The sequence below is a fragment of the Kushneria indalinina DSM 14324 genome (assembly GCF_003385845.1).
In the GTDB taxonomy this organism is placed as follows: domain Bacteria; phylum Pseudomonadota; class Gammaproteobacteria; order Pseudomonadales; family Halomonadaceae; genus Kushneria; species Kushneria indalinina.
In genome coordinates this window covers 934,559-954,473 of the sequence record NZ_QRDJ01000007.1, presented here as the reverse complement: position 1 = coordinate 954,473, position 19,915 = coordinate 934,559, and the positions used below count along the sequence as shown (strand labels likewise).

General features: G+C 59.2%; 17 protein-coding genes and 1 tRNA gene. 3 read left to right on the top strand and 15 right to left on the bottom strand.

What is annotated here, in order from left to right:
* Positions 1 to 221 precede the first annotated feature (221 nt).
* The 4 genes from C8D72_RS10985 to C8D72_RS10970 all read right to left on the bottom strand — a co-directional run bounded on the left by C8D72_RS10985 (position 222) and on the right by C8D72_RS10970 (position 3,572).
* A complete protein-coding gene (locus tag C8D72_RS10985; RefSeq protein ID WP_170140573.1) occupies positions 222 to 827 on the bottom strand; it encodes an HAD family hydrolase in 606 nt (201 codons plus the stop codon).
* Between the two features lie 26 nt (positions 828 to 853).
* On the bottom strand, positions 854 to 1,525 hold the full coding sequence (locus C8D72_RS10980) for a metal-dependent hydrolase (RefSeq protein ID WP_115854434.1): 672 nt from the start codon (positions 1,523 to 1,525) through the stop codon (positions 854 to 856).
* 82 nt (positions 1,526 to 1,607) lie between these two features.
* The gene (locus C8D72_RS10975) at positions 1,608 to 2,147 is read right to left on the bottom strand and encodes a gamma carbonic anhydrase family protein (protein ID WP_115854433.1); all 540 of its coding nucleotides are present in this window, start codon (positions 2,145 to 2,147) and stop codon (positions 1,608 to 1,610) included.
* An 84-nt stretch (positions 2,148 to 2,231) separates the two neighbouring features.
* Positions 2,232 to 3,572, bottom strand: coding sequence for a sodium-dependent transporter (locus C8D72_RS10970; RefSeq protein WP_115854506.1), 1,341 nt, complete (start codon positions 3,570 to 3,572; stop codon positions 2,232 to 2,234).
* A 130-nt stretch (positions 3,573 to 3,702) separates the two neighbouring features.
* Here C8D72_RS10970 and prlC point away from each other — a divergent pair, with 130 nt between their 5' ends.
* On the top strand, positions 3,703 to 5,745 hold the full coding sequence (prlC, locus tag C8D72_RS10965) for an oligopeptidase A (RefSeq protein ID WP_115854432.1): 2,043 nt from the start codon (positions 3,703 to 3,705) through the stop codon (positions 5,743 to 5,745).
* A gap of 47 nt (positions 5,746 to 5,792) precedes the next feature.
* A complete protein-coding gene (locus C8D72_RS10960) occupies positions 5,793 to 6,044 on the top strand; it encodes a YheV family putative zinc ribbon protein (RefSeq protein ID WP_115854431.1) in 252 nt (83 codons plus the stop codon).
* Between the two features lie 82 nt (positions 6,045 to 6,126).
* Here C8D72_RS10960 and sodC read toward each other — a convergent pair whose 3' ends face one another.
* The 11 genes from sodC to C8D72_RS10910 all read right to left on the bottom strand — a co-directional run bounded on the left by sodC (position 6,127) and on the right by C8D72_RS10910 (position 18,474).
* Positions 6,127 to 6,654 carry a superoxide dismutase family protein gene (gene sodC, locus C8D72_RS10955; protein ID WP_115854430.1) on the bottom strand — a complete coding sequence of 176 codons (528 nt, stop codon included), beginning with the start codon at positions 6,652 to 6,654 and terminating at the stop codon, positions 6,127 to 6,129.
* Positions 6,655 to 6,729: 75 nt separating this feature from the next.
* Positions 6,730 to 7,587, bottom strand: coding sequence for a methylenetetrahydrofolate reductase [NAD(P)H] (gene metF / locus C8D72_RS10950; RefSeq protein WP_115854429.1), 858 nt, complete (start codon positions 7,585 to 7,587; stop codon positions 6,730 to 6,732).
* A gap of 246 nt (positions 7,588 to 7,833) precedes the next feature.
* Positions 7,834 to 7,929 (bottom strand) — tRNA-Sec (locus C8D72_RS17540).
* Between the two features lie 51 nt (positions 7,930 to 7,980).
* Positions 7,981 to 9,912 (bottom strand): selenocysteine-specific translation elongation factor, encoded by a 1,932-nt coding sequence (gene selB, locus C8D72_RS10945; RefSeq protein ID WP_115854428.1) that lies wholly within the window; start codon positions 9,910 to 9,912, stop codon positions 7,981 to 7,983.
* Positions 9,909 to 11,327, bottom strand: a complete 1,419-nt coding sequence (selA, locus tag C8D72_RS10940; RefSeq protein WP_115854427.1) for an L-seryl-tRNA(Sec) selenium transferase — start codon at positions 11,325 to 11,327, stop codon at positions 9,909 to 9,911. The genes selB and selA overlap by 4 nt, the downstream gene beginning before the upstream one ends.
* A 271-nt stretch (positions 11,328 to 11,598) precedes the next feature.
* Positions 11,599 to 12,540 (bottom strand): formate dehydrogenase accessory protein FdhE, encoded by a 942-nt coding sequence (fdhE, locus tag C8D72_RS10935; RefSeq protein ID WP_115854426.1) that lies wholly within the window; start codon positions 12,538 to 12,540, stop codon positions 11,599 to 11,601.
* Positions 12,518 to 13,234 (bottom strand): formate dehydrogenase subunit gamma, encoded by a 717-nt coding sequence (locus tag C8D72_RS10930; RefSeq protein ID WP_115854425.1) that lies wholly within the window; start codon positions 13,232 to 13,234, stop codon positions 12,518 to 12,520. Before C8D72_RS10930 ends, fdhE begins: the two co-directional genes overlap by 23 nt.
* Entirely contained in the window at positions 13,231 to 14,178 is a 948-nt protein-coding gene (fdxH, locus tag C8D72_RS10925; protein ID WP_115854424.1) for a formate dehydrogenase subunit beta, read from the bottom strand. The genes C8D72_RS10930 and fdxH overlap by 4 nt, the downstream gene beginning before the upstream one ends.
* 10 nt (positions 14,179 to 14,188) lie before the next feature.
* Positions 14,189 to 16,660: a formate dehydrogenase-N subunit alpha gene (gene fdnG / locus C8D72_RS10920; protein WP_115854423.1), complete on the bottom strand. Its 2,472-nt coding sequence runs from the start codon at positions 16,658 to 16,660 to the stop codon at positions 14,189 to 14,191.
* 12 nt (positions 16,661 to 16,672) lie between these two features.
* Positions 16,673 to 17,266, bottom strand: coding sequence for a molybdopterin-binding domain-containing protein (locus C8D72_RS17880; RefSeq protein WP_115854422.1), 594 nt, complete (start codon positions 17,264 to 17,266; stop codon positions 16,673 to 16,675).
* A gap of 362 nt (positions 17,267 to 17,628) precedes the next feature.
* On the bottom strand, positions 17,629 to 18,474 hold the full coding sequence (locus tag C8D72_RS10910) for a UDP-2,3-diacylglucosamine diphosphatase (protein WP_115854421.1): 846 nt from the start codon (positions 18,472 to 18,474) through the stop codon (positions 17,629 to 17,631).
* A 176-nt stretch (positions 18,475 to 18,650) separates the two neighbouring features.
* Here C8D72_RS10910 and C8D72_RS10905 point away from each other — a divergent pair, with 176 nt between their 5' ends.
* Positions 18,651 to 19,775: a glycerol dehydrogenase gene (locus C8D72_RS10905; RefSeq protein WP_115854420.1), complete on the top strand. Its 1,125-nt coding sequence runs from the start codon at positions 18,651 to 18,653 to the stop codon at positions 19,773 to 19,775.
* Positions 19,776 to 19,915 lie beyond the last annotated feature (140 nt).

Here is a 19,915-nt window from a genome sequence, read left to right as displayed (position 1 = left end):
AAGTCAACCTCTTTTTTTCGATGCGGAAGTCAGCGGCTGGATCTGAAATCCTGATTGAGCGACCAAAACCCTAGTCAAAACAATCACCTGCTTGCTTCCCCCGCTGCCTCGTCGCCGTGTGCTCCGTGGCAGCGGATGCGTACTTTATAGATCACACCGGCACCGCGCAACCCCTTTCGCCAAAAAGTTTCATTTTTCTGTCACATGGGCGTGGATGAAGGTCAGGACAGCAGATAGCCCTCCTCTTCCAGACATGCCTCAAGGGCCTCCCTGCCCTTGACCAGATGTGAGCGAACCCCCAGCGCGCGAGCGGCATCAACGCACTCCGGGTTGTCATCAAGAAAGACAACCTGTGACGCCGAGCACTCCAGAGTCTCCAGCACGTATTGCCAGGCACGCGGATCAGGCTTGCGATAGCCGATCTCATGAGACAGAAAGACGGCGTCAAAGTGTACTTCCAGACCGGTACGCTGAATGACCGGCCAGTGAAGGGCGTTGTTGTTGCTGAGAATTGCCATGTAAAAACGCGGATCAATTCGTTCCAGCAACTCCTGCGTACCGGGATAGAGCCCGGTGACCCAGCCTGCGTAATGCTGAGCGAACGCCTCGGACGACATATCCAGTGAGAGCGCTTCAACGGCTGCCTCAAGAAAACCACTGGAAGAAGCCTTCCCGGTTTCAAAAGGATCAAGCGGGGCAAACTCCAGCCAGAACCGGCGGGCTTCCTCCCTGCTCAGGCGTCCGCCGGTCAGTTCTACAAGCGGGGTTATGCCATCCCAGTCAGCCAGTACACCGCCAACATCAAACAGAAGTACCTCACGCGGCATCATCTTCCTCCCTCTCAGGCAGGGGGTTAACTCCAGAGTGCCCAGACCCGGTTACCGATATCCTGCAGAGCCATATAAGGCGGCAACCAGGGCGTCATCGACAGCATTACGACTCCCATGAGTAGCGCCGTCTGTGGCGTACCGTAGTCATAGAGCTTGAAGGCGGTACCAAAGGAGCGCTTCAGGCGACGCCCTTCAATATCGATGCTGTAGATTTCATCAAGTAGAAGATGGATGAGGACGCCGATCAACATGGCCCCGGCAAAGATCCATGACTGTATGGCCGTCTGTACGAACAGGTGATAGCTCACGGCTGCAACAACCAGAGCTGCCAGCACCGCCGCCAGCAGAGAATGCCAAATGCCCCGGTGAACGGAAAAGCGCTTGAAAAGCGTGCTCATGGGATAGCGTACGAAGAGATAGGCACCGACGCCCACGCCACTCAGCTCTGCCAGGGATAGAAAGGGCTGCAGGGCCGAGACACAGCCGATCACGGCAAGCATGGCCATCAATGTAAAAATCAGGCGCACGGCGCGGGACTGATCGGCATCGATATCCGGAACCACACCGCCCAGCGCGACCAGCCCTGCGACCGGAAAAACATCGACGAAGGGCCACAGGCCGGCCTGCCAGCCCAGTCCACCTACCAGAGCACCGCCTGCGGCAGCCACCGAAAAATGCGTTGTAAAATTGGCCATAACTCAAATACTGGATATAAATCCATATTATGGCGCAATTTTATCAATAACAACAATGATCTAGCGTCACATCAGAACGAGTTCATTCCTCTGACTGGGCCAGAAACTCATCCTTGAGTGACACATAATTGCCCGCCGAGTACTCAAAGAAGCGATATTCGGACTCCTTGAGCGGACGCAGCTGGCGTACCGGGTTACCGCCATAGACATAGCCGCTTTCAAGATGCTTGCCCGGCGGTACCACGGCGCCTGCGGCCACCAGCACCTCGCTTTCCACCACGGCGCCATCCAGTACTGTGGCATTCATGCCAATCAACACCTTCGAGGCAATGGTGCAACCATGCAAAATGGCGCGATGCCCGACGGTGACATCATCACCAATGGTCAGCGGATACCCCCCGGGGCTGTAATCACTGGCATGCGTGATATGAAGTACCGAGCCATCCTGAATACTGGTCCGGGCGCCGATGCGGATATGGTGCATGTCGCCACGAATCACGGCCGTCGGCCAGACCGAGGTATCATCCCCCAGCGTGACGTCACCCAGCACCACAGCCGTCTCATCGATGAAGACACGCTCACCCAGCGTCGGTGATACCCCTCTGAAGCTTCGAATGCTCATGCCTGTGCCCTCGCCTTGTTGAACCTGTTAAAAATGACCGCCCCTTTCGTGGTATCAACCATCAGGGCGGCCCCGAATATCATTTCAGAACATGGCGCCCATCAATACCAGTATCAGCAGTGGAATGGCGACCCAGCGCGTGACCTGACGCCAGAGGATAAAGAAACGTTCATTGCTTCCCAGCGCCTGTACTGCTCGCTGCGCATCCATCACCCAGACCGCAAAGAAGGCAATCAGCAGCCCGCCGATGGGCAACAGGATATCGGTAGGCACGGTGGTAGCCAGATCAAAGAAGGTCATGTCACTGATCGGCTGCACCTCAGAGAGCCATGAAAAGGACAGTGCCGAAGGAATGCCGACCAGCCAGACGCCGATGCCGATCAGCAGCGCTGACGTGACACGGTGCAGCCCGGCGGAGTGCAGCATGGCCACCATTGGCTCGGCAAGATTGATGGACGATGTCCAGGTCGCAATCAACAGCAGGACAAAGAAACTGCCCAGCCACAGGGTGCCACCAGGCAACTGTGAAAAGGCTACCGGCAGGGTCACGAACATGAGCCCCGGGCCGGAGGCCGGATCCATGCCCTGGGAGAAAACGATCGAGAAGATGGCAACGCCCGCCAGCAGCGCCACCAGAATATCCAGCAGTGCGACGGTGACCACGGCGCGGGGCACGCTCTGGCCTTCCGGCATATAAGCGCCGTAAGCCATCAGCGCGCCGGCGCCCACGGCCAGGGTAAAGAAGGCATGCCCCATGGCATTGAGCACCACCATGAAGGAAATGGCCCTGGGGTCAGGCCAGAAAAGCCAGTTCAGCGCCGTACCGAACCCTGTGGTGGTGGCCGCATAGCCGACCAATACCAGAAGCAGCAGGTACAAAAGCGGCATCAGGAGATTATTGAGTCGCTCAAGACCACTGCCCACCCCGAAGGCCACTACGGCCATCGTCAGCACCATGAAAAGGGTCTGGTTGAAGATGACCCGCCCGGGGCTTGCCAGAAAGGCATCAAAGGCGGCACCGATCTCCTCGGGCGAGCGGGAGGCGAAATCGCCGCTGAACGCATCGACCAGATATTCCAGTGACCAGCCCGACACGACCGCATAGAAGGAGAGAATCAGAAAAAGCGTGATCCCCCCCAGCAGTCCCAGAAGCCGCCAGTGCCGGCTGCCACCCGCCTCGCAGGCCAGAAAGGTCAGGGCCTGCATGGGCGTGCGCCGTCCTGCCCGCCCAATCAGGATTTCAGCCACCATGACCGGCAACCCCAGCAGCAGCACAAAGGCCACATACAGCAGAAGAAAGACCGACCCTCCGTTTTCACCCACCATCCAGGGAAAGCGCCAGATATTGCCCAGACCCACTGCCGCACCCGTCACCGCTATAATGAACGCACGGCGCGACCCCCAGCGCTCTACCACTTCGGACATGTCCTGCATCCCTTCCATCGCGCCATGATGCGCACTGAATCAACTCACGCTGCCGCGCGCCTGCATTGAAACCGGCACCCGACACCCTCATTGTCAGCAGTATATCTTTCGCCAACCGCGAGGTCGCTCCATGTCTACCAATCCCCTGCTCGAATCCCATGCGCTTCCTCCGTTCGAGGCCATCACGCCCGATATCATCGAGCCGGCCGTGGACGATCTGCTCGCGCGTAACCGGGCCGCCATTGAAACGCTGGTCGAGAAAGGCGACTACACTTGGCAGGGGCTGGCCGCACCGCTTGAAGCCATCAATGACCAGCTCTCCCAGGCCTGGTCGCCGGTTTCGCATCTCAATGCCACCATGAATTCACCGGCACTGCGCGAGGCCTATCAGGCCTGTCTGCCAAAGCTCTCGGCCTATGGCACCTGGCTGGGTCAGCATGAAGGGCTTTTCAAGGCCTTCCAGACACTGGCCGACAGCGATGAATACGCGCAGCTGGATCAGGGTCAGCGCAAGTCGATCGACAATACCCTGCGCGATTTCCGCCTGGCAGGGGTCGATCTGCCCGCTGAAAAGAAAGCCCGATTCGGCGAAATCCAGGCAAGGCTATCAACGCTTTCCAACACCTTCTCCAATAACGTGCTCGATGCCACCCAGGCCTGGCACCTGGATGTCCCGCGCAAGCGTCTGGGCGGTCTGCCGCAGAGTGCGCTGGAGACTCTGGCCGCCAATGCCGAGGCCAAGGGCGTCGAGGGCTATCGCATCACGCTCGACTTCCCGAGCTTTTTTCCGATCATGAGCCATGCCGACGATCGCGCCCTGCGCGAAGAGGTGTATACCGCCTTCGTCACCCGGGCCTCCGATCAGGGTCCCGGTGCCGGCGAATTCGACAACTCGGAGGTCATGGCCGAGATCGTAACGCTGCGCCAGGAGATCGCTTCACTGGCCGGCTTTGACACCTACGCCGACTACTCGATGGCCACCAAGATGGCCGACAGTCCGGATCAGGTGCTCGACTTTCTTCATGACCTGGCTGAGCGCGCGGTCCCGCAGGCCACGAAAGAATTTCGCAATCTCAGCGACTTCGCCCGCGATGAGCTGGGCATCGAGACTCTGGCCCCCTGGGATACCGGCTATGCCAGCGAAAAGCTGCGCGAAGCGCGCTACGCCATTTCACAGGAAGAATTGCGCCCCTACTTTCCTGCGCCCGGCGCGGTTGACGGGCTTTTTCGGGTCATCGGCAAACTCTTTAACGTCAGCTTTCGCGAAAACACCCAGGCCCCGCGCTGGCACAGCGATGTACGCTTTTTCGATATTCTGGAAGGTGACGACGTCATCGCCGGGTTCTATCTCGATCTCTATGCCCGGGAAAGCAAGCGCGGGGGCGCATGGATGGATGAATGTCGTGTCAGACGCGTTCGTGGCGATGGCGACATTCAGCTGCCGGTCGCCTACCTGACCTGCAACTTCACCCGACCAGTGGGCGATCGACCGGCCCTTCTGACCCACGATGAAGTTCTGACGCTGTTCCACGAGTTCGGCCACGGCCTGCATCACATGCTGACCCGCCAGCAGGTGGCGGACATTTCCGGCATCAATGGTGTGGCATGGGACGCCGTCGAGCTGCCCAGCCAGTTCATGGAAAACTACTGCTGGGTACGCGAAGGCCTTGATCTGATCGCCTCGCATGTCGATACCGGTGAGCCCCTGCCGGATGACCTGCTGGAGCGCCTGCAGGCGGCCCGCAACTTCCAGTCCGCCATGACCATGGTGCGTCAGCTCGAGTTCTCGCTGTTTGATCTGCGTCTGCACCGTGAACACCAGACGCCTGATGCCGGGGACATTCAGTCCCTGCTGGACAGCGTTCGTCAGCAGGTCTCGGTGGTGCCCAGAGTCGAGTTCAACCGCTTCCAGCACGGCTTCAGTCATATCTTTGCCGGTGGCTACGCGGCCGGCTACTACAGCTACAAGTGGGCCGAAGTGCTTTCGGCAGATGCCTGGTCGGCCTTTGAAGAGGCCGGCGTTTTCGATCAGACCACCGGCATGCGCTTTCGCACCAGCATCCTGGAACAGGGCGGCGCTCGCGATGCCGCGGTCCTGTTTGAGGAGTTTCGTGGACGTGAACCCAGCATCGAACCGCTGCTGCGTCACAGCGGCATTGTTCAAACCACCTGATCCCTGTATCACGACCGGCAGATCATCCCTGCCGGTCAGGAGATTTGATGAGCCAGTCAACACCCAAACGCTTTATTGCCGGCGCCATCTGCCCGCGCTGCAGTGCCATGGACCGTATCCGTAGCTGGGAAAGCAATGGCACCCGCTATCGGGAATGTGTCAGCTGCGACTTTTTCGAGCAGTTACCCATGACCGAAGAGGCGCATGACGCGCTGGAGACGCGCGTCTCCAAAAGCCAGCCGGCCGAGGAGAGCGAAGATTTCCAGCCCGTCAGGATCATCGACCCCGGCAAGCACTAGAAACCGGACGATACAACAGCCACAAAAAGGCCCTGCCGGTTATCCCGGCAGGGCCTTTTAACGAACGATCAGCTGTCCTGACTCAGCGGGCGCCTTCGATCACGCCGCAGGCCCAGCGTCCACCGCCGCCGCCCAGATGCGGGGGCTCATTATAGGTGTCGCCGCCTTCATGAATGATAACGGCGTGACCGGCGAGATCACTCTCTTTCAGGCGAGGTGCCAGCACCGGCGTTCTGATGTTGCCATCATTGTCCGCGACCACCAGCGGCATGTCGCCCAGATGGCTGTCCTCGACATAGGGGCCGGCGTGCGCACCTGTCTCTTCCGGATCAAAGTGGCCACCGGCGGCGCCGGCCGGGGTCACTTCACCATCGTCGGTGGAGGGATCACAGCTGGGGTTGGTGTGCAGATGAAAACCATGCATGCCAAAACCCGGCAGACCGGAAATATCGGGCGTGGCCAGAAGCCCGTAATCGGTATCCTCGAAGGTTACGGTCCCCACGGAGTCACCAACGCCCTCATCCGTTGCCTTGTGCAGCTCTACAGTGGTGTCGGCCATGGCCAGTGGACTCAGTGCCAGCAGTGCTGAAGCCAGAAACAGTCTTTTCATTGGAAGTCCTCTCGATGCGGCTCATTAACAATTACCGTACCCACAAGACTAGTTCGTCTATCCGAACGCCACCAATCAATGGCCAATCTTATCAAGCGAGAGATCAGTCACGATATTCGTACAGGTCTCTGCCTGGTTAAGCGTGTAAAAGTGCAGCCCCGGCGCGCCCTGATCCAGCAGTTGCTGACAAAGGCGTGTCACTACGTCATGGCCAAAGGCCCGAATGCTCTCACTGTCATCGCCGTAGGCTTCAAGTTGTCGACGCACCCAGCGCGGAATCTCGGCACCACACATTTCGGAAAAGCGAGCAAGCTTGGTGTAGTTGGTAATCGGCATGATGCCCGGGATGATCGGCACATCCACGCCGCGGGCGCGAACCCGATCCACGAAATGATGGTAGGCGTCCGGATTGAAGAAATACTGCGTGATGGCCATGTCAGCGCCGGCACGCACCTTGTCGGCAAAATGATCGATATCACGCTCGAAGCTGCTCGCCTGTGGGTGGCACTCGGGATAGGCCGCCACGGTCAGATCAAAATGATCTCCGGTCTCTTCACGAATGAAGTCGACAAGATTGCGCGCGTAGCGAAACTCCCCGACCCCCAGCATGCCCGAAGGCATGTCACCACGGAGGGCCACGATTCGCTTGATGCCATGCTCGCGATATTGCCTCAGGAGCCTGCGAAGATCGTCCTTGTCGCTGGCCACGCAGGAGAGATGCGGCGCCGTACAGATGCCGGTATCACGTGACATGCTTTTAACCGCATCAAAGGTGAAATCACGCGTTGTCCCCCCGGCGCCAAAGGTTACCGAAAAAAAGCGCGGATTGAGTTCAGCCAGGCGGGTATAGACCTCCGGCAGCCGGTCACGGCCCGCGTCGGTACGCGGCGGAAAGAACTCGAAGCTGATGTCGGGTGAACGAGGGTCACTCATGGGTCTAAAGATCCTTTTGACAAGTCACGCCGTTGACCGAACCAAAGCACTTAGCACCTCTGGCCTGCCGATGGCCGGCAGCGGTCAATCATCGATTGATGCCGTGTATTGTGACGACGCCAATGGATCAAACCAAATGAAAGATTCGGGGGGTCTTATCAAGCAGGATTCATGATCAAACGCGGGAGGGGTATTTGAAAGGAGATCAGACGGCAGGGAAATCCCTGCATTGACACTGGACTGAAATGGCGGAAAGGCGTGGGAGTCGAACCCACCAGGGACTGCTGGCAGCCCCTCTCGGGTTTGAAGCCCGAGCGCCCCACCGGGGAACGAAGCCTTTCCGCAACCAGACGATTTCAGCAGGTGTTACAACGTGGCCGCATGATAGCCTAATTAATGCCACATGTCGGCCCGACGCACGATATGATCATCGCGTACCCGCCGTGTATAGCCGATTCGATCAAAAAATTCGAGGATCAGAACAGCCAGCTTGCGCCCGACACCCAGCTGATCCCGAAAGCTTGCCACATGCGCAGCCCCCTGCTGTGCCTCAAGCTGCTGAATCATGTCGGCCATGTCATGCACTGACCGGGCCAGGAAAAAATGGTCCCGGCGCACATGATAGACACGCCCCAGACGAGCGGCGGAGGTTAACATCTGGCGCACCTGCGCCTCTTCGATATTTTCCAGACCGGCCAGATCACGCACTCTCGGCGGGTCAAAGGGCGCTGCGGAAAGGTGCGGCTCTATCTGCTGCCAGAGCCTTTCATCCTCGGCCGAAAGCGCCGCCTGATGCTCCGGCAGTGACAGAAAGGGCCCCTGCTGTTTCAACGTCCCCGCTGTCATCAGCGGCTGAACGATCTGACGAAACAGGGCACTGGGCAGCCCCGGCATCACCTGACGACGCAGACGCTCACGCTCGGTACCCAGCATGGCCGGCTCACGCTCGTGGTTGTCGGTGACCACCTCGAGAATCCGTGCCCGCAGCGACTCCAGCGCCTGTGGTGAAAAGGCCCGCATGTCCTGCCCGGCACTGATGACCCGGGCGCCGAGAGCCTCGAATTCCCTGGCCAGCGAGGCCGGGGTGCGATTGAAGTTTCGCGCCAGGCCATAAACGTCCGGACCGTCCTGGCGCAGCGTCAGGGCCACCCTGAGCGGCTCGGCCAGAGGCATGTCATTGGAGCTGTCCATGACCGCCTGCCGACAGCTTTCGAGCCATTGAAGTCGTGCCGGCGAGCGCTGTCCACGACGCGGCGGGGCACCATCAAGCACGACGGCACCGCCAATGGTATGGCGCGCACCATGATCACGGACAATGACCCGATCCCCCATGCAGGCGTGTAATGGCGTCTCCAGTATCATCTGGGCCAGCATACGCTGGCCGGGCAGTAGCTGCTGCCCCTCCAGCAGGGAAATGCGCCCGGTGACATGCGACGCGCCCAGATGCAGATGCACACCCGACCAGTGACTCAAGGGCGGTGCATCCTCGAGAAGCTCAAGCGCAATATCCACGCGCGTCAGCGACGGTGTAGGGAGTGCCTGGGCCACCACCCAGTCACCGCGCTGAACGGTTTCCCGATCAACGCCGGGACCTGCCAGGTTCAGGGCAAGCCTGTCACCCTGACGAGCATGTTCTGCCACCCGCCCCTGGCGACGAAGCCCTCTGACGCGCGCATCGCGACTTGAGGGAAACAGTCTGACGCTGTCGCCGACCGAGATGTCGCCGGCCACAACCGTGCCCGTGACCACCAGCCCCGAGCCGGTCTTGGTGAAGGCGCGATCCACGGCCATACGAAAGTTGCCCTGAGCTACCTCAATATCGCTGGCCTGCGCCCGTTGCCAGAGCTCGTCCTTCAGTTCGGCAATACCTTCACCGGTACGGCTGGACACTTCAAAGATGCGCGAGTCTGCCAGTGGCGAGCCTGCCAGCAGGAACTGAATCTGCTCACGCACCTCGACAAGCCGCTGCCGCTCGACCAGATCACACTTGGTCAACGCCACCACACCGCGACCGATGCCCAAAAGACGCAGTATCTGCATGTGCTCCCGGGTCTGGGGCATGACGCCATCATCGGCGGCTACCACCAGCAGCATGGTATCAATGCCCGCCACGCCCGAGAGCATGTTGTGGATAAACTTTTCGTGCCCGGGCACATCGATAAAGCCCAGTTCGAACTCGTCAACCAGTTCGGGATAGGCATAGCCGGCCTCAATGGTCAGGCCGCGTGCCTGCTCTTCCTGCAGACGATCGGTACTGATGCCGGTCAGAGAGTGAATCAGGGCTGTCTTGCCATGATCTACATGGCCTGCCGTTCCTACGATCATGATCCCTGTTCCCGATTGAGCGAGAGATGGCAAAGCTGTTCCATGAAGGCATGTTCATCGGACTCGCTCTGAAGACAGCGCAGATCAAGCCACAGTGCACCATCATGCAGCCGCCCGATCACGGGTCTTGGCAGCTGCCTGAAAGCGGCCTCGATCTGGCGTAACGAGCGCTCACCAGAGCGGCGCTCATGCGTTGCCGGGGTGATGACGAGGGCGCGACTGGGCAGACGATCCACCGGCAGCGCGCCACTGCCCAGCTGGCTTTTGCACGCGGCGATGCTGACCTGCATCTGAGGCAGACGCTCGGCAACGATGGGCAGCAGACGCTCGGCCGTGGCCGCGATGTCGGCCTCGGCACGCGTCAGTAGCGCCAGGGTCGGAATATCGCGCTCGATCTCGTCGCTGTCCCGATAAAGCTGGAGGGTAGCCTCCAGCGCGCTCATGATCAGCTTGTCCACACGCAACGCACGCTTGAGCGGATGGCGACGGATCCGATCGATACAGTCACGGCTGCCCACGATCAGACCGCACTGAGGCCCGCCAAGGAGCTTGTCACCGCTGAAGGTCACCACGTCGGCCCCGGCCTCGATACTCTGCCGGGGGCGTGCCTCGTCGGGCAGCCCCAGGGCGGCCATGTCGGTGAGCGCACCGCTGCCCAGATCAACGATAAAGGGGACATCGCGTGCATGCGCAATGCGCGCCAGCTCGCTCTCTTCCACGGCAGCCTTAAAGCCTTCGACGGCATAGTTGGAGGTATGCGCCTTGAAGATCATGCCGGTGGCCTCCCCCATGGCCTGCTCGAAATCACGCGCGTGTGTGCGGTTGGTCGTCCCGACTTCGCGCAGATAGCAGCCCGAGGTATGCATGATGTCGGGCAGGCGAAACGAGCCGCCGATCTCGATCAGCTCGCCACGTGAAATGACGGCTTCGCGACCGGCGCCCAGCGCCGACAGTGTCAGCACGACGGCCGCGGCATTGTTGTTGACCACGGTGGCGGCTTCGGCACCGGTCAGTTCACACAGCAGCGATTCAACGACCTGGTCGCGATCGCCCCGCTGCCCGCTGTCGATATCGTATTCCAGCGCCAGCGACTGCCGAGCAGCACGTGTCAGGGCTTCGATGGCGGATTCAGCCAGCGGCGCTCGTCCCAGATTGGTATGAATCACGGTGCCGGTCAGGTTGAAAACGCTGGGCGCATTGGAAGCGGCCAGCGCCTTTGCCCTGACAAGCGCCCTCGTGGCCAGCTGCTCCTGATCGAGGGACGTCGCGTTGGCTTGAGAAAGACGCTTGCGTTCCTCGATCAGGAGGTCGCGTACGGCGCGTCTTTTGAGACGACGGCTGACCTGCGAGCGTTCCATCGCCTGATGGGACAGCAATACATCAACTGCCGGCAGATAACGTCGCGGGTCATCCATCGAGAGCTCCTTTCATGGGACGAGGGCGTTCATGCATGACACACGTCTCATCTTGTAATACAGGCACTACCATTCATCCAGACGCATGCGAGAGGACAGGCAGTGACAGACGGGATTTGAACCATATGGTACACCATCGTTCAAGCCGGTCATCATCCCTTAAAAAAGTATTGAAACAAGCGCCGGGCATCGTTTTCAGAGACCGTTTTAATATAACAACATAAAAAAACGCGCTCATATTGAGCGCGTTAACAACAGCAGGCCGCAGGGATCAGCCGGCAATCAGCCAGGGGTTATAGCTGCTGCGTCCGATATCACGTTCATTGGCAATCATGATATCAAGCCCAAGACTGGCCAAGTCATCCGCCAGGGCATCGGCATCTACCTCGGTGTCAAGATGCACGATCTTCACATAGCTTTCGCAGGCGCCGCAGGTTTCCGCCCTTACCGGAAGCGGACGCTTGCCGTCCTCGCCTTCAAGACTGACGTAATCCAGCTGACCGGTTTCAAAGCAGGTCGTACAGCGCGCCCGTTCCATATACCACTCGGCGGCACAGATCGAGCACTGCATATAGCGCACACGTGAACGCTCCCGCCCTACCTGAATGAGACTCGCCACCGGCAGCGCACCGCAGCAGGGGCAGACAGTCTGCGCCGTGCCTTCTGCTCGTTTGGGAGGGCGCGGCAGAACGCTGCACTGACGCAGCCAGGCCACCTGCAGGGCAGCGGCCACCAGAGGCATGAAGGCTCGAGTATCCTCCGTACCGCTGCCGGCACTGAGCACCTCGCTCGCGATCTCTCGACGTACAGCAGGGTCCAGCGCCCGCAGCTGGTGAATCAGCTGCTGCTGGGCCTGTCCCACGTTGAGCTCCAGGGCGTCACAAATCGCGTCCAGATCCTCCTGCCAGTCCAGGTCCGTCTGCAGTGACTGTACCGAAAGCGGCGGCATACCGTGCTCCAGTGCCAGATCAAAGGCCTGACTGTCCGGCTGGAAAGTGCTGGTACGCTTTTGTAATACCTGATGCTGGGCCTGTGCCAGGCGCGCGGCAAAACCGAGAAAATCGGCCATCGAGCGCATACGCCTGGAAAGATCGCGCAGACGTCGCGCCCGCTGGCTGAAAAGACGCCGTTCGGGCAGCACCACGGCGGGGGGTTCAACAACCCCGCCGGGGGCAGCACCATAATCATGTTCAGCCTGATGTTCGGCCGTCATTGCGAGCTCCGTGATGGGATGTCGTGTCACGCTCGGAAGCGTCCTCGTCTCCCGCACGCTGCGAGGGCTTTTCCATTTCTTCTTCATACCAGAGCGGATGATGATGCTTCGCCCAGGCATGGGTCACCCGACCTCGGGTCATGGCCTTGACCGATCCCTTGACCCAGATGGCGGCATACACATGCACGATAATGGTCGCAATCCCGATAAAGGCGGCCAGTGCGTGCACAAGACTTGCCACACGAATCAGCGGGATGGGAAAGAAACCGGCAAACCAGGGTCGCCACATGATCACACCCGTGATCAACAGCACCGGAATGCACAGGATCAGCGCCCAGTAGACCATCTTCTGGCCCGGGTTGTACTTGCCAATCGGCGGCAGCTTGTCATCCCGGTTGTTGAGCACATCGCCCATCTGGCGCATCCACTGCACATCGTTTTTCATCAGCATGTTGTACTTGAGCTGTCGCACTGCAATGATGACAAACAGCACAAACAGCACCACGCCGATAAAGGGGTGCAGGACCCGCGACCAGACCGGCCCGCCCAGCGAGTGACTGAAAAAGAAAAACGGTGGATGAAAGAAGGCAAGTCCTGACAGCGTCAGCAAAATGAAGGCGCCTGCCATGGCCCAGTGGTTGGCCCGGGTCCCCGGGCCGTAACGCAGCATGGTCTTTTGTTTCTTGAAATTCATGACCGATGCTCCTCTTCACGTGACACACGATGATGATCATCGTCTTCGCCGAAGACTTCCTCATCCGTGGGCTCTTCCTTCGGGCCCTTGGTGATGTAGTGGAAGAAACCGGCAAACGCCGTGATCCCCAGAATGGCGGACATGATGGGCTTGGTAATGCCCTTCCAGGCACCGACGACCGGCGAAATGCGCGGATCCTTCGCCAGACCGCTGTAAAGCCCGGGCTCGTCGCTGTGGTGCAGCACATACATGACGTGCGTGCCGCCCACACCGGCCGGATCATAGATCCCGGCCTGCTCGTAGCCACGCTCTTTCAGGTCGTTCACGCGCTTGTCGGCGCGCGCCAGCATGTCCTTCTTGCTGCCAAACTCGATGCAGTTGGTCGGACAGGCCTTGACGCAGGCCGGCTCCAGTCCCACGTTGACGCGATCAGAGCACAGGGTGCACTTGTAGGACTTGCTGTCCTTTTCCGAGATGCGCGGAATATTGAACGGACAACCCGTGATGCAATAGCCGCAGCCGATGCAGTTGTTGGAATCAAAGTCGACGATGCCGTTGGCATACTTGACGATCGCACCCGGGGCCGGGCAGGCCTCAAGACAGCCCGGCTCGGCGCAGTGCATGCAGCCATCCTTGCGGATCAGCCAGGAGAGTTCCTTCTCCTTGCTGACATCCTCGCCGCCCACGAAGTCCGTTTCGACTTCGTTAAAGCGCATCACCGTCCATGAATCGGCCGTCAGGTCCATGGGGTTGTCATACACCCCATGGCACTCGCCGACCTCATCACGCAGATCATTCCACTCCATGCAGGCGACCTGGCAGGCCTTGCAACCGATGCACTTGGAGACATCGATAAGCTTGGCCACTTCCACCACGTCGTCACGTACATGGGGTGCCGGCAGTGTCGTCGCGGAACGGGCAACGATATTTTGTGAGTTGATCATATGCCCTCCCTTATGCCTTTTCGACCTTGACGATGAATGACTTGTATTCCGGTGTCTGGGTATTGGCATCCCCCACGACAGGCGTCAGGGCATTGATCAGATAGCCCTTTTTCGCCACGCCGGTGAAGCCCCAGTGAATCGGAATACCCACGTGATGCACATCACGATCCCCGATGCGCAGTGGCTGCATGCGTTTGGTCACCACCGCCACGGCCTTGATAAAGCCGCGATTGGAGGAGACTCGCACCCAGTCACCCGCTACCACGCCGACTTCCTCGGCAAGCTGATGGCTGATTTCCACAAACTGCTCCGGCTGCACGACAGCGTTGAGACGGGCGTGCTTGGTCCAGAAGTGGAAATGCTCGGTCAGACGATAGGTCGTGGCGGCATGCGGGAACTCTTCTCGAGTGCCCAGCGCCTTGCGATCCTCGTCATAGATCCGGCCTGCCGGATTGTTTTTCGCCAGCGGGTTGTTCGGATGCAACGGGTTGTTGTCGATCGGCGATTCGAACGGTTCGTAGTGTTCCGGGAACGGACCATCCACCATGCTCTGGCCGGCGAAGAAGTGACCCACGCCTTCCGGCTGCATGATAAACGGGCCCTGGCCCAGCGCAGGATCGGAGGTGACCGGGAAGTCCGGAATATCGGCACCCACCCAGCGGCCCTGCTCACTGCTCCACCAGACAAACGCCTTCTCCTTGCCCCAGGGCCTGCCCTGCGTATCGGCACTGGCGCGGTTGTAGAGCACGCGGCGATTGGCCGGCCATGCCCATGCCCAGCCCAGCGTATTGCCGGTCCCGTAAGGATCAGAGTTGTCGCGCCGCGCCATCTGGTTGCCGTCCTGGGTCCAGGCACCGGAAAATATCCAGCAGCCCGAAGCCGTACGGCCATCAGCGGTCATTTCCGAAAAGCTCGACAGCAGCTCGCCGGCCCGACGGGTGACGTTGCCGTTATCGTCGGTCAGATCGACCAGCGCACGCCCGTTATACTCCTGCGCCAGCTCTTCCGAGGAAGGCGCTTCGGGGATGTCGTAATCCCAGTCCAGATTCAGGATCGGGTCGGGGAAAACGCCACCCTCCTCGCGATACAGATCACGAATACGGATGAAAAGCTCACCCATGATGCGTGTATCCGGACGCGCCTCTCCCGGCCCCTGAGCGGCCGCCCAGTGCCACTGCAGCCAGCGGGCACTATTGGTGATCGAGCCGTCATCCTCGGCAAAGCAGGTCGTGGGCAGACGAATGACTTCGGTCTGGATCTGTGAAGAATCCACATCGTTGTATTCGCCGTAGTTTTTCCAGAACTCGCTGGTTTCGGTATTCAACGGGTCCATGACGACCAGATACTTCAGCCTGGAAAGTCCCTCGGTCACCTTCTGGCGATTGGGGAACGATGCCAGCGGATTGAAGCCCTGACAGAAATAGCCGGTGAGCTCGCCCTTGTGCATGCGCTCAAAGGTATCGAGCACGTCATACAGCGGCTTGGAAAGCTTGGGCAGCCAGTCAAAGCACCAGTTGTTGTCCTCGGTGGCGGCATCGCCGAACCAGGACTTCATCAGGCTGACATGGAATTTCTCGTAGTTTTTCCAGTACGAGACCTCGCCTTCCAGAATCGGCTGCTTGGCACGCTTTTGAATGTAGGCGCTATAGTCCTGTTCTTTTGCGTTGGCCAGCGACATGTAGCCCGGCAGCAGCTGAGACAAAAGACCCAGGTCCGTCAGACCCTGGATATTGGAGTGACCGCGCAGGGCGTTGATACCGCCCCCCGGCATCCCCATGTTGCCCAGCAGCAGCTGCACCATGGCCGCAGTACGGATGATCTGTGATCCGATCGAGTGCTGCGTCCAGCCCAGCGCATAGAGAATCGTCATGGTCTGATGGGGCACGGCCATCTTGCCGATTTCCGACCAGATATGCTCGATGTGCTCCCTGGGCATGCCACAGATGCTCGACACCGTATCGATGTCATAGCGGCTGTAGTGCTCGCGCATCAGCTGATAGACGCACCTCGGGTGCTGAAGCGACATGTCACGCAGGGCGTAGCCGTCATCGCCCAGCTCATACATCCAGGACGACTTGTCGTCGTAGGAGTGATTGTCGGGGTTGTAGCCGGTGAAAATACCGTCTTCGAAGCCATAGTCTTCACGCACCAGAAGCGAGGCATCGGTGTAATGAAGAACGTATTCACGCTGGATCTGATCGGTCGTGATCAAATAATGGATCAGACCGCCCAGAAACGTGATATCGGTTCCGGTACGAATAAAGGCCTTGTAGTCAGCGACCGCACAGGTACGCGTATAACGCGGATCAATGCAGATCAACTTGGCCTTGTTGTGCTCGATGGCTTCGGTGACCCAGCGAAAGCCCACGGGGTGAGCCTCGGCAGAGTTTCCGCCCATCGAAAGAATCATGTTGGCATTGCGGATGTCGACCCAGTGATTGGTCATGGCACCGCGACCGAATGAAGGGGCAAGACCTGCCACCGTCGGTCCGTGTCAGACGCGCGCCTGGTTGTCGAACGCTACCATGCCAAGGTTACGCACCACCTTGTGGGTGATATAGCCGGCCTCATTGGATGAGCCTGAAGCGGCCAGAAAGCCGGTTGTGGTCCAGTGATTGACCGTACCGCCATTGTCGTCACGCTCGACGAAGTTGGCATCGCGATCATCCTTGATGTAGCGCGCGATCTTGTCGAGCGCCTCATCCCAACTGACGCGCTTCCACTCGCTGGAGCCCGGCGCACGTACCTGCGGGTATTCCAGACGACCTTCGCTGCGCACAAAGTCCAGAAGTCCTGACCCCTTCGGGCACAGTGAACCACGGGATACCGGATGGTCCGGGTCCCCCTCGATGTGGAAAACTTCCTGCCGCACATTCTTGGACCCATCGCCGTGGCTATAGATCAGAACGCCGCAGCCGACCGAGCAGTAGGTGCAGTTGTTGCGGGTTTCCTTGGCATGCGTCAGCTTGAAATGACGCACGGACGCTTCAGCCGATTCCGGGGCAAACCCCATCATCGCCATACTGGAAGAGGCCACACCGGCCGCCCCCAGCTTGAAGAACTGTCTTCGGGTTACATTAACCGTCATGGGTCAATCTCCTCATCGCCTGCCGGAGTACCAGCTGTCAGGGTGGGCAGGCGTCATGCTTGAACATCGGCCAGGGGCACGATGTGACCAGTCACTGTTTATCGGCATGACCTCACCGATTATTAATACTTTCCATGATTGGAATAGTTTTTATCAGGTACTGCAAAGAAGGGAATCAGGATCTGACAATGCCATCGGCATCATAAAGACAAAATGTCGCACAGGGCGATTTTCCGGCACATTCTACGTTCTGTCATCATCGGGTTTCAAAAGTAAACGTCACAATTTTTTAAAATCTTTTAAAACCCGATATGATTCAGTTTGTTACAAGACTAACAAAGCGGCCCTGAAATTAATTTTTTTTAACCAGGGGCAACTCCGACCTCTTCATCGGCCAGCCAGTCTTCCGCTTCGGTCTTTTCACGCTGGCCGGAGGGAGGCCTTGGATCATCCACCAGCGTCTTGTTTTCCCAGTCTACCAGCCTCAGCCGGCCATCAAATTCTTCGACCAGCGCCGTGCAGTTTTCTACCCAGTCGCCATCGTTACAGTAGACAAAGCCTTCGCACTCGCCGAAAAACGGGATGTGAATATGCCCGCCGATATAGCCATCCACGTTTTCCCGACGCACGCGTGCCAGAGCCGATTGACGAAAGGCGCCGGCAAAGGTTTTCACGTTGCTGGAGCGGCGCTTGAGCGCCGCCGACAGCGACCAGTACGGCCGACCCATGCGACGCCGGGCCTGAACCGTCCAGCGATTGGTACGACGCATGGTATGCAGCGCCATCTCTCCGACGACCAGCTTCCACCTGGGTGCCTTGAAATGACCGTCGAACTCGTCCCCGTGGCTGACCAGCAGTCGCCTGCCATCCTTTGTGACATGCACGGCGTCGCGGCGGACTTCGATGCTGCGAAAGGTTTCACCACAAAAGGTCCGAAAGGCAGCATCGTGATTGCCCGGGATATAGATCACCTCGCAGCCGGTGCGGGCCAGTCGCAGGATATGGCGTACCAGCCGCTGCTGATGGGTATCCAGTACCGATATTGCCCGGCGCTTCATGGCAATCAGATCAAAGACATCTCCGACCAGATACAGCCTTTCGGGGCGCACCAGCCGCATCAGATTGAGCAGCAGTTGTGCCTGGGCATCAGGCGTGCCCAGATGAAGATCGGACACAAACAGGGTGCGTGCATTAGGCCTTCGGGCCATCGGATCCTCCCGGACAGTCTCGACAACGCATGACCTGCGTCGCATTAAATACCTTCAATGACGGACAATTATCGACATAACATCGACATCCGTCGAATCTCCCCCAATAGAGGGTAACAAGAGCGGCTACGCTTATTATGCATGCATCGCGTTGCCATTATTAAAGGAGAACACTGATGTCCGCTGTCAGCGAAAAGGTCTTTATCAGCCCCGCCCGCTATGTCCAGGGCGCCAACACCCTCTCCCGCGCCGGCCACTACGTCTCGCAGCTGGGCCAACAGGCCCTGATCATCGCCGACGATTTTGTCTGGAAGATGGTTGGTGAGACGTTGAGTGACAGTCTCAAGGGCAGCGATATCAGCTTTGAACGTGCCATCTTTGAAGGTGAATCCTCCACTGCCGAAATCGATCGGCTGGTAGCGCAGGGCGAAAAGTACCAGGCAGGTGTGGTTATCGGTTTTGGCGGCGGCAAGACGCTGGATACCGCCAAGGGCGTGGCCGACAGAATGAATGCGGCCTGCGCCGTGCTGCCAACAACCGCCTCCACGGATGCCCCGACCAGTGCGCTGTCAGTGATCTACAGTGACGATGGCGAGTTCGAGTCCTACCGTTTCTACGACAAGAACCCCAACCTGGTGCTGGTGGATACGGCCATTATCGTCAAGGCGCCTCCGCGCTTTCTGGCCTCCGGGATCGCCGATGCCTTGGCCACCTGGGTCGAGGCGCGCGCCGCCATTCGATCCAGCGCCACCAACATGGCCGGCGGCCAGGCCACCCTTCTGGGCCAGACCATTGGCGAGAAGTGCGAAGAAGTGCTCTTTGATCATGCCCTGCTCGCCTGGCAGGCCAACGAAGCCCAGATCGTGACACCCTCGTTTGAAGCCGTGGTCGAGGCCAATACGCTTCTAAGCGGACTGGGCTTTGAAAGCGGCGGGCTGGCAGGCGCTCATGCCATCCATAACGGCTTTACCGCCCTGCACGGCGAGATTCATGAACTGACCCACGGCGAAAAGGTGGCCTACGGTACCGTGGCCCAGCTGATTCTTGATCAGACCCCGCAGGCTGAGCTGGAAGAGTATCTCGATCTCTACCTGGCGCTGGGGCTGCCGATGACGCTGGAAGCACTCAAGCTCAAGGATGTCAGTGACGACGACCTTTATCGCGTGGCCGAAGCCGCGCTCAAGGAAGGGGAATCGATCCATAATCTGGCCTATACGCTCACGCCGGATCAGGTCGTTTATGCCATCAAGGCCGTCGACGTGCACGCGCGCGCCTACATGGAAAAGCTCGGCTGGGAGTGATTCCCACCTTTCAGGAAGGGCCGCCCTGCGGCCCTTTTTTTATGCCTGTCATTGGCAGCCTCCGGGGGTCTGGCGACGAAAAAAACCCGGGACCCCACTACGCTGACAGCAGTTCTGACCCTCCTCTCATGTGACCGGAT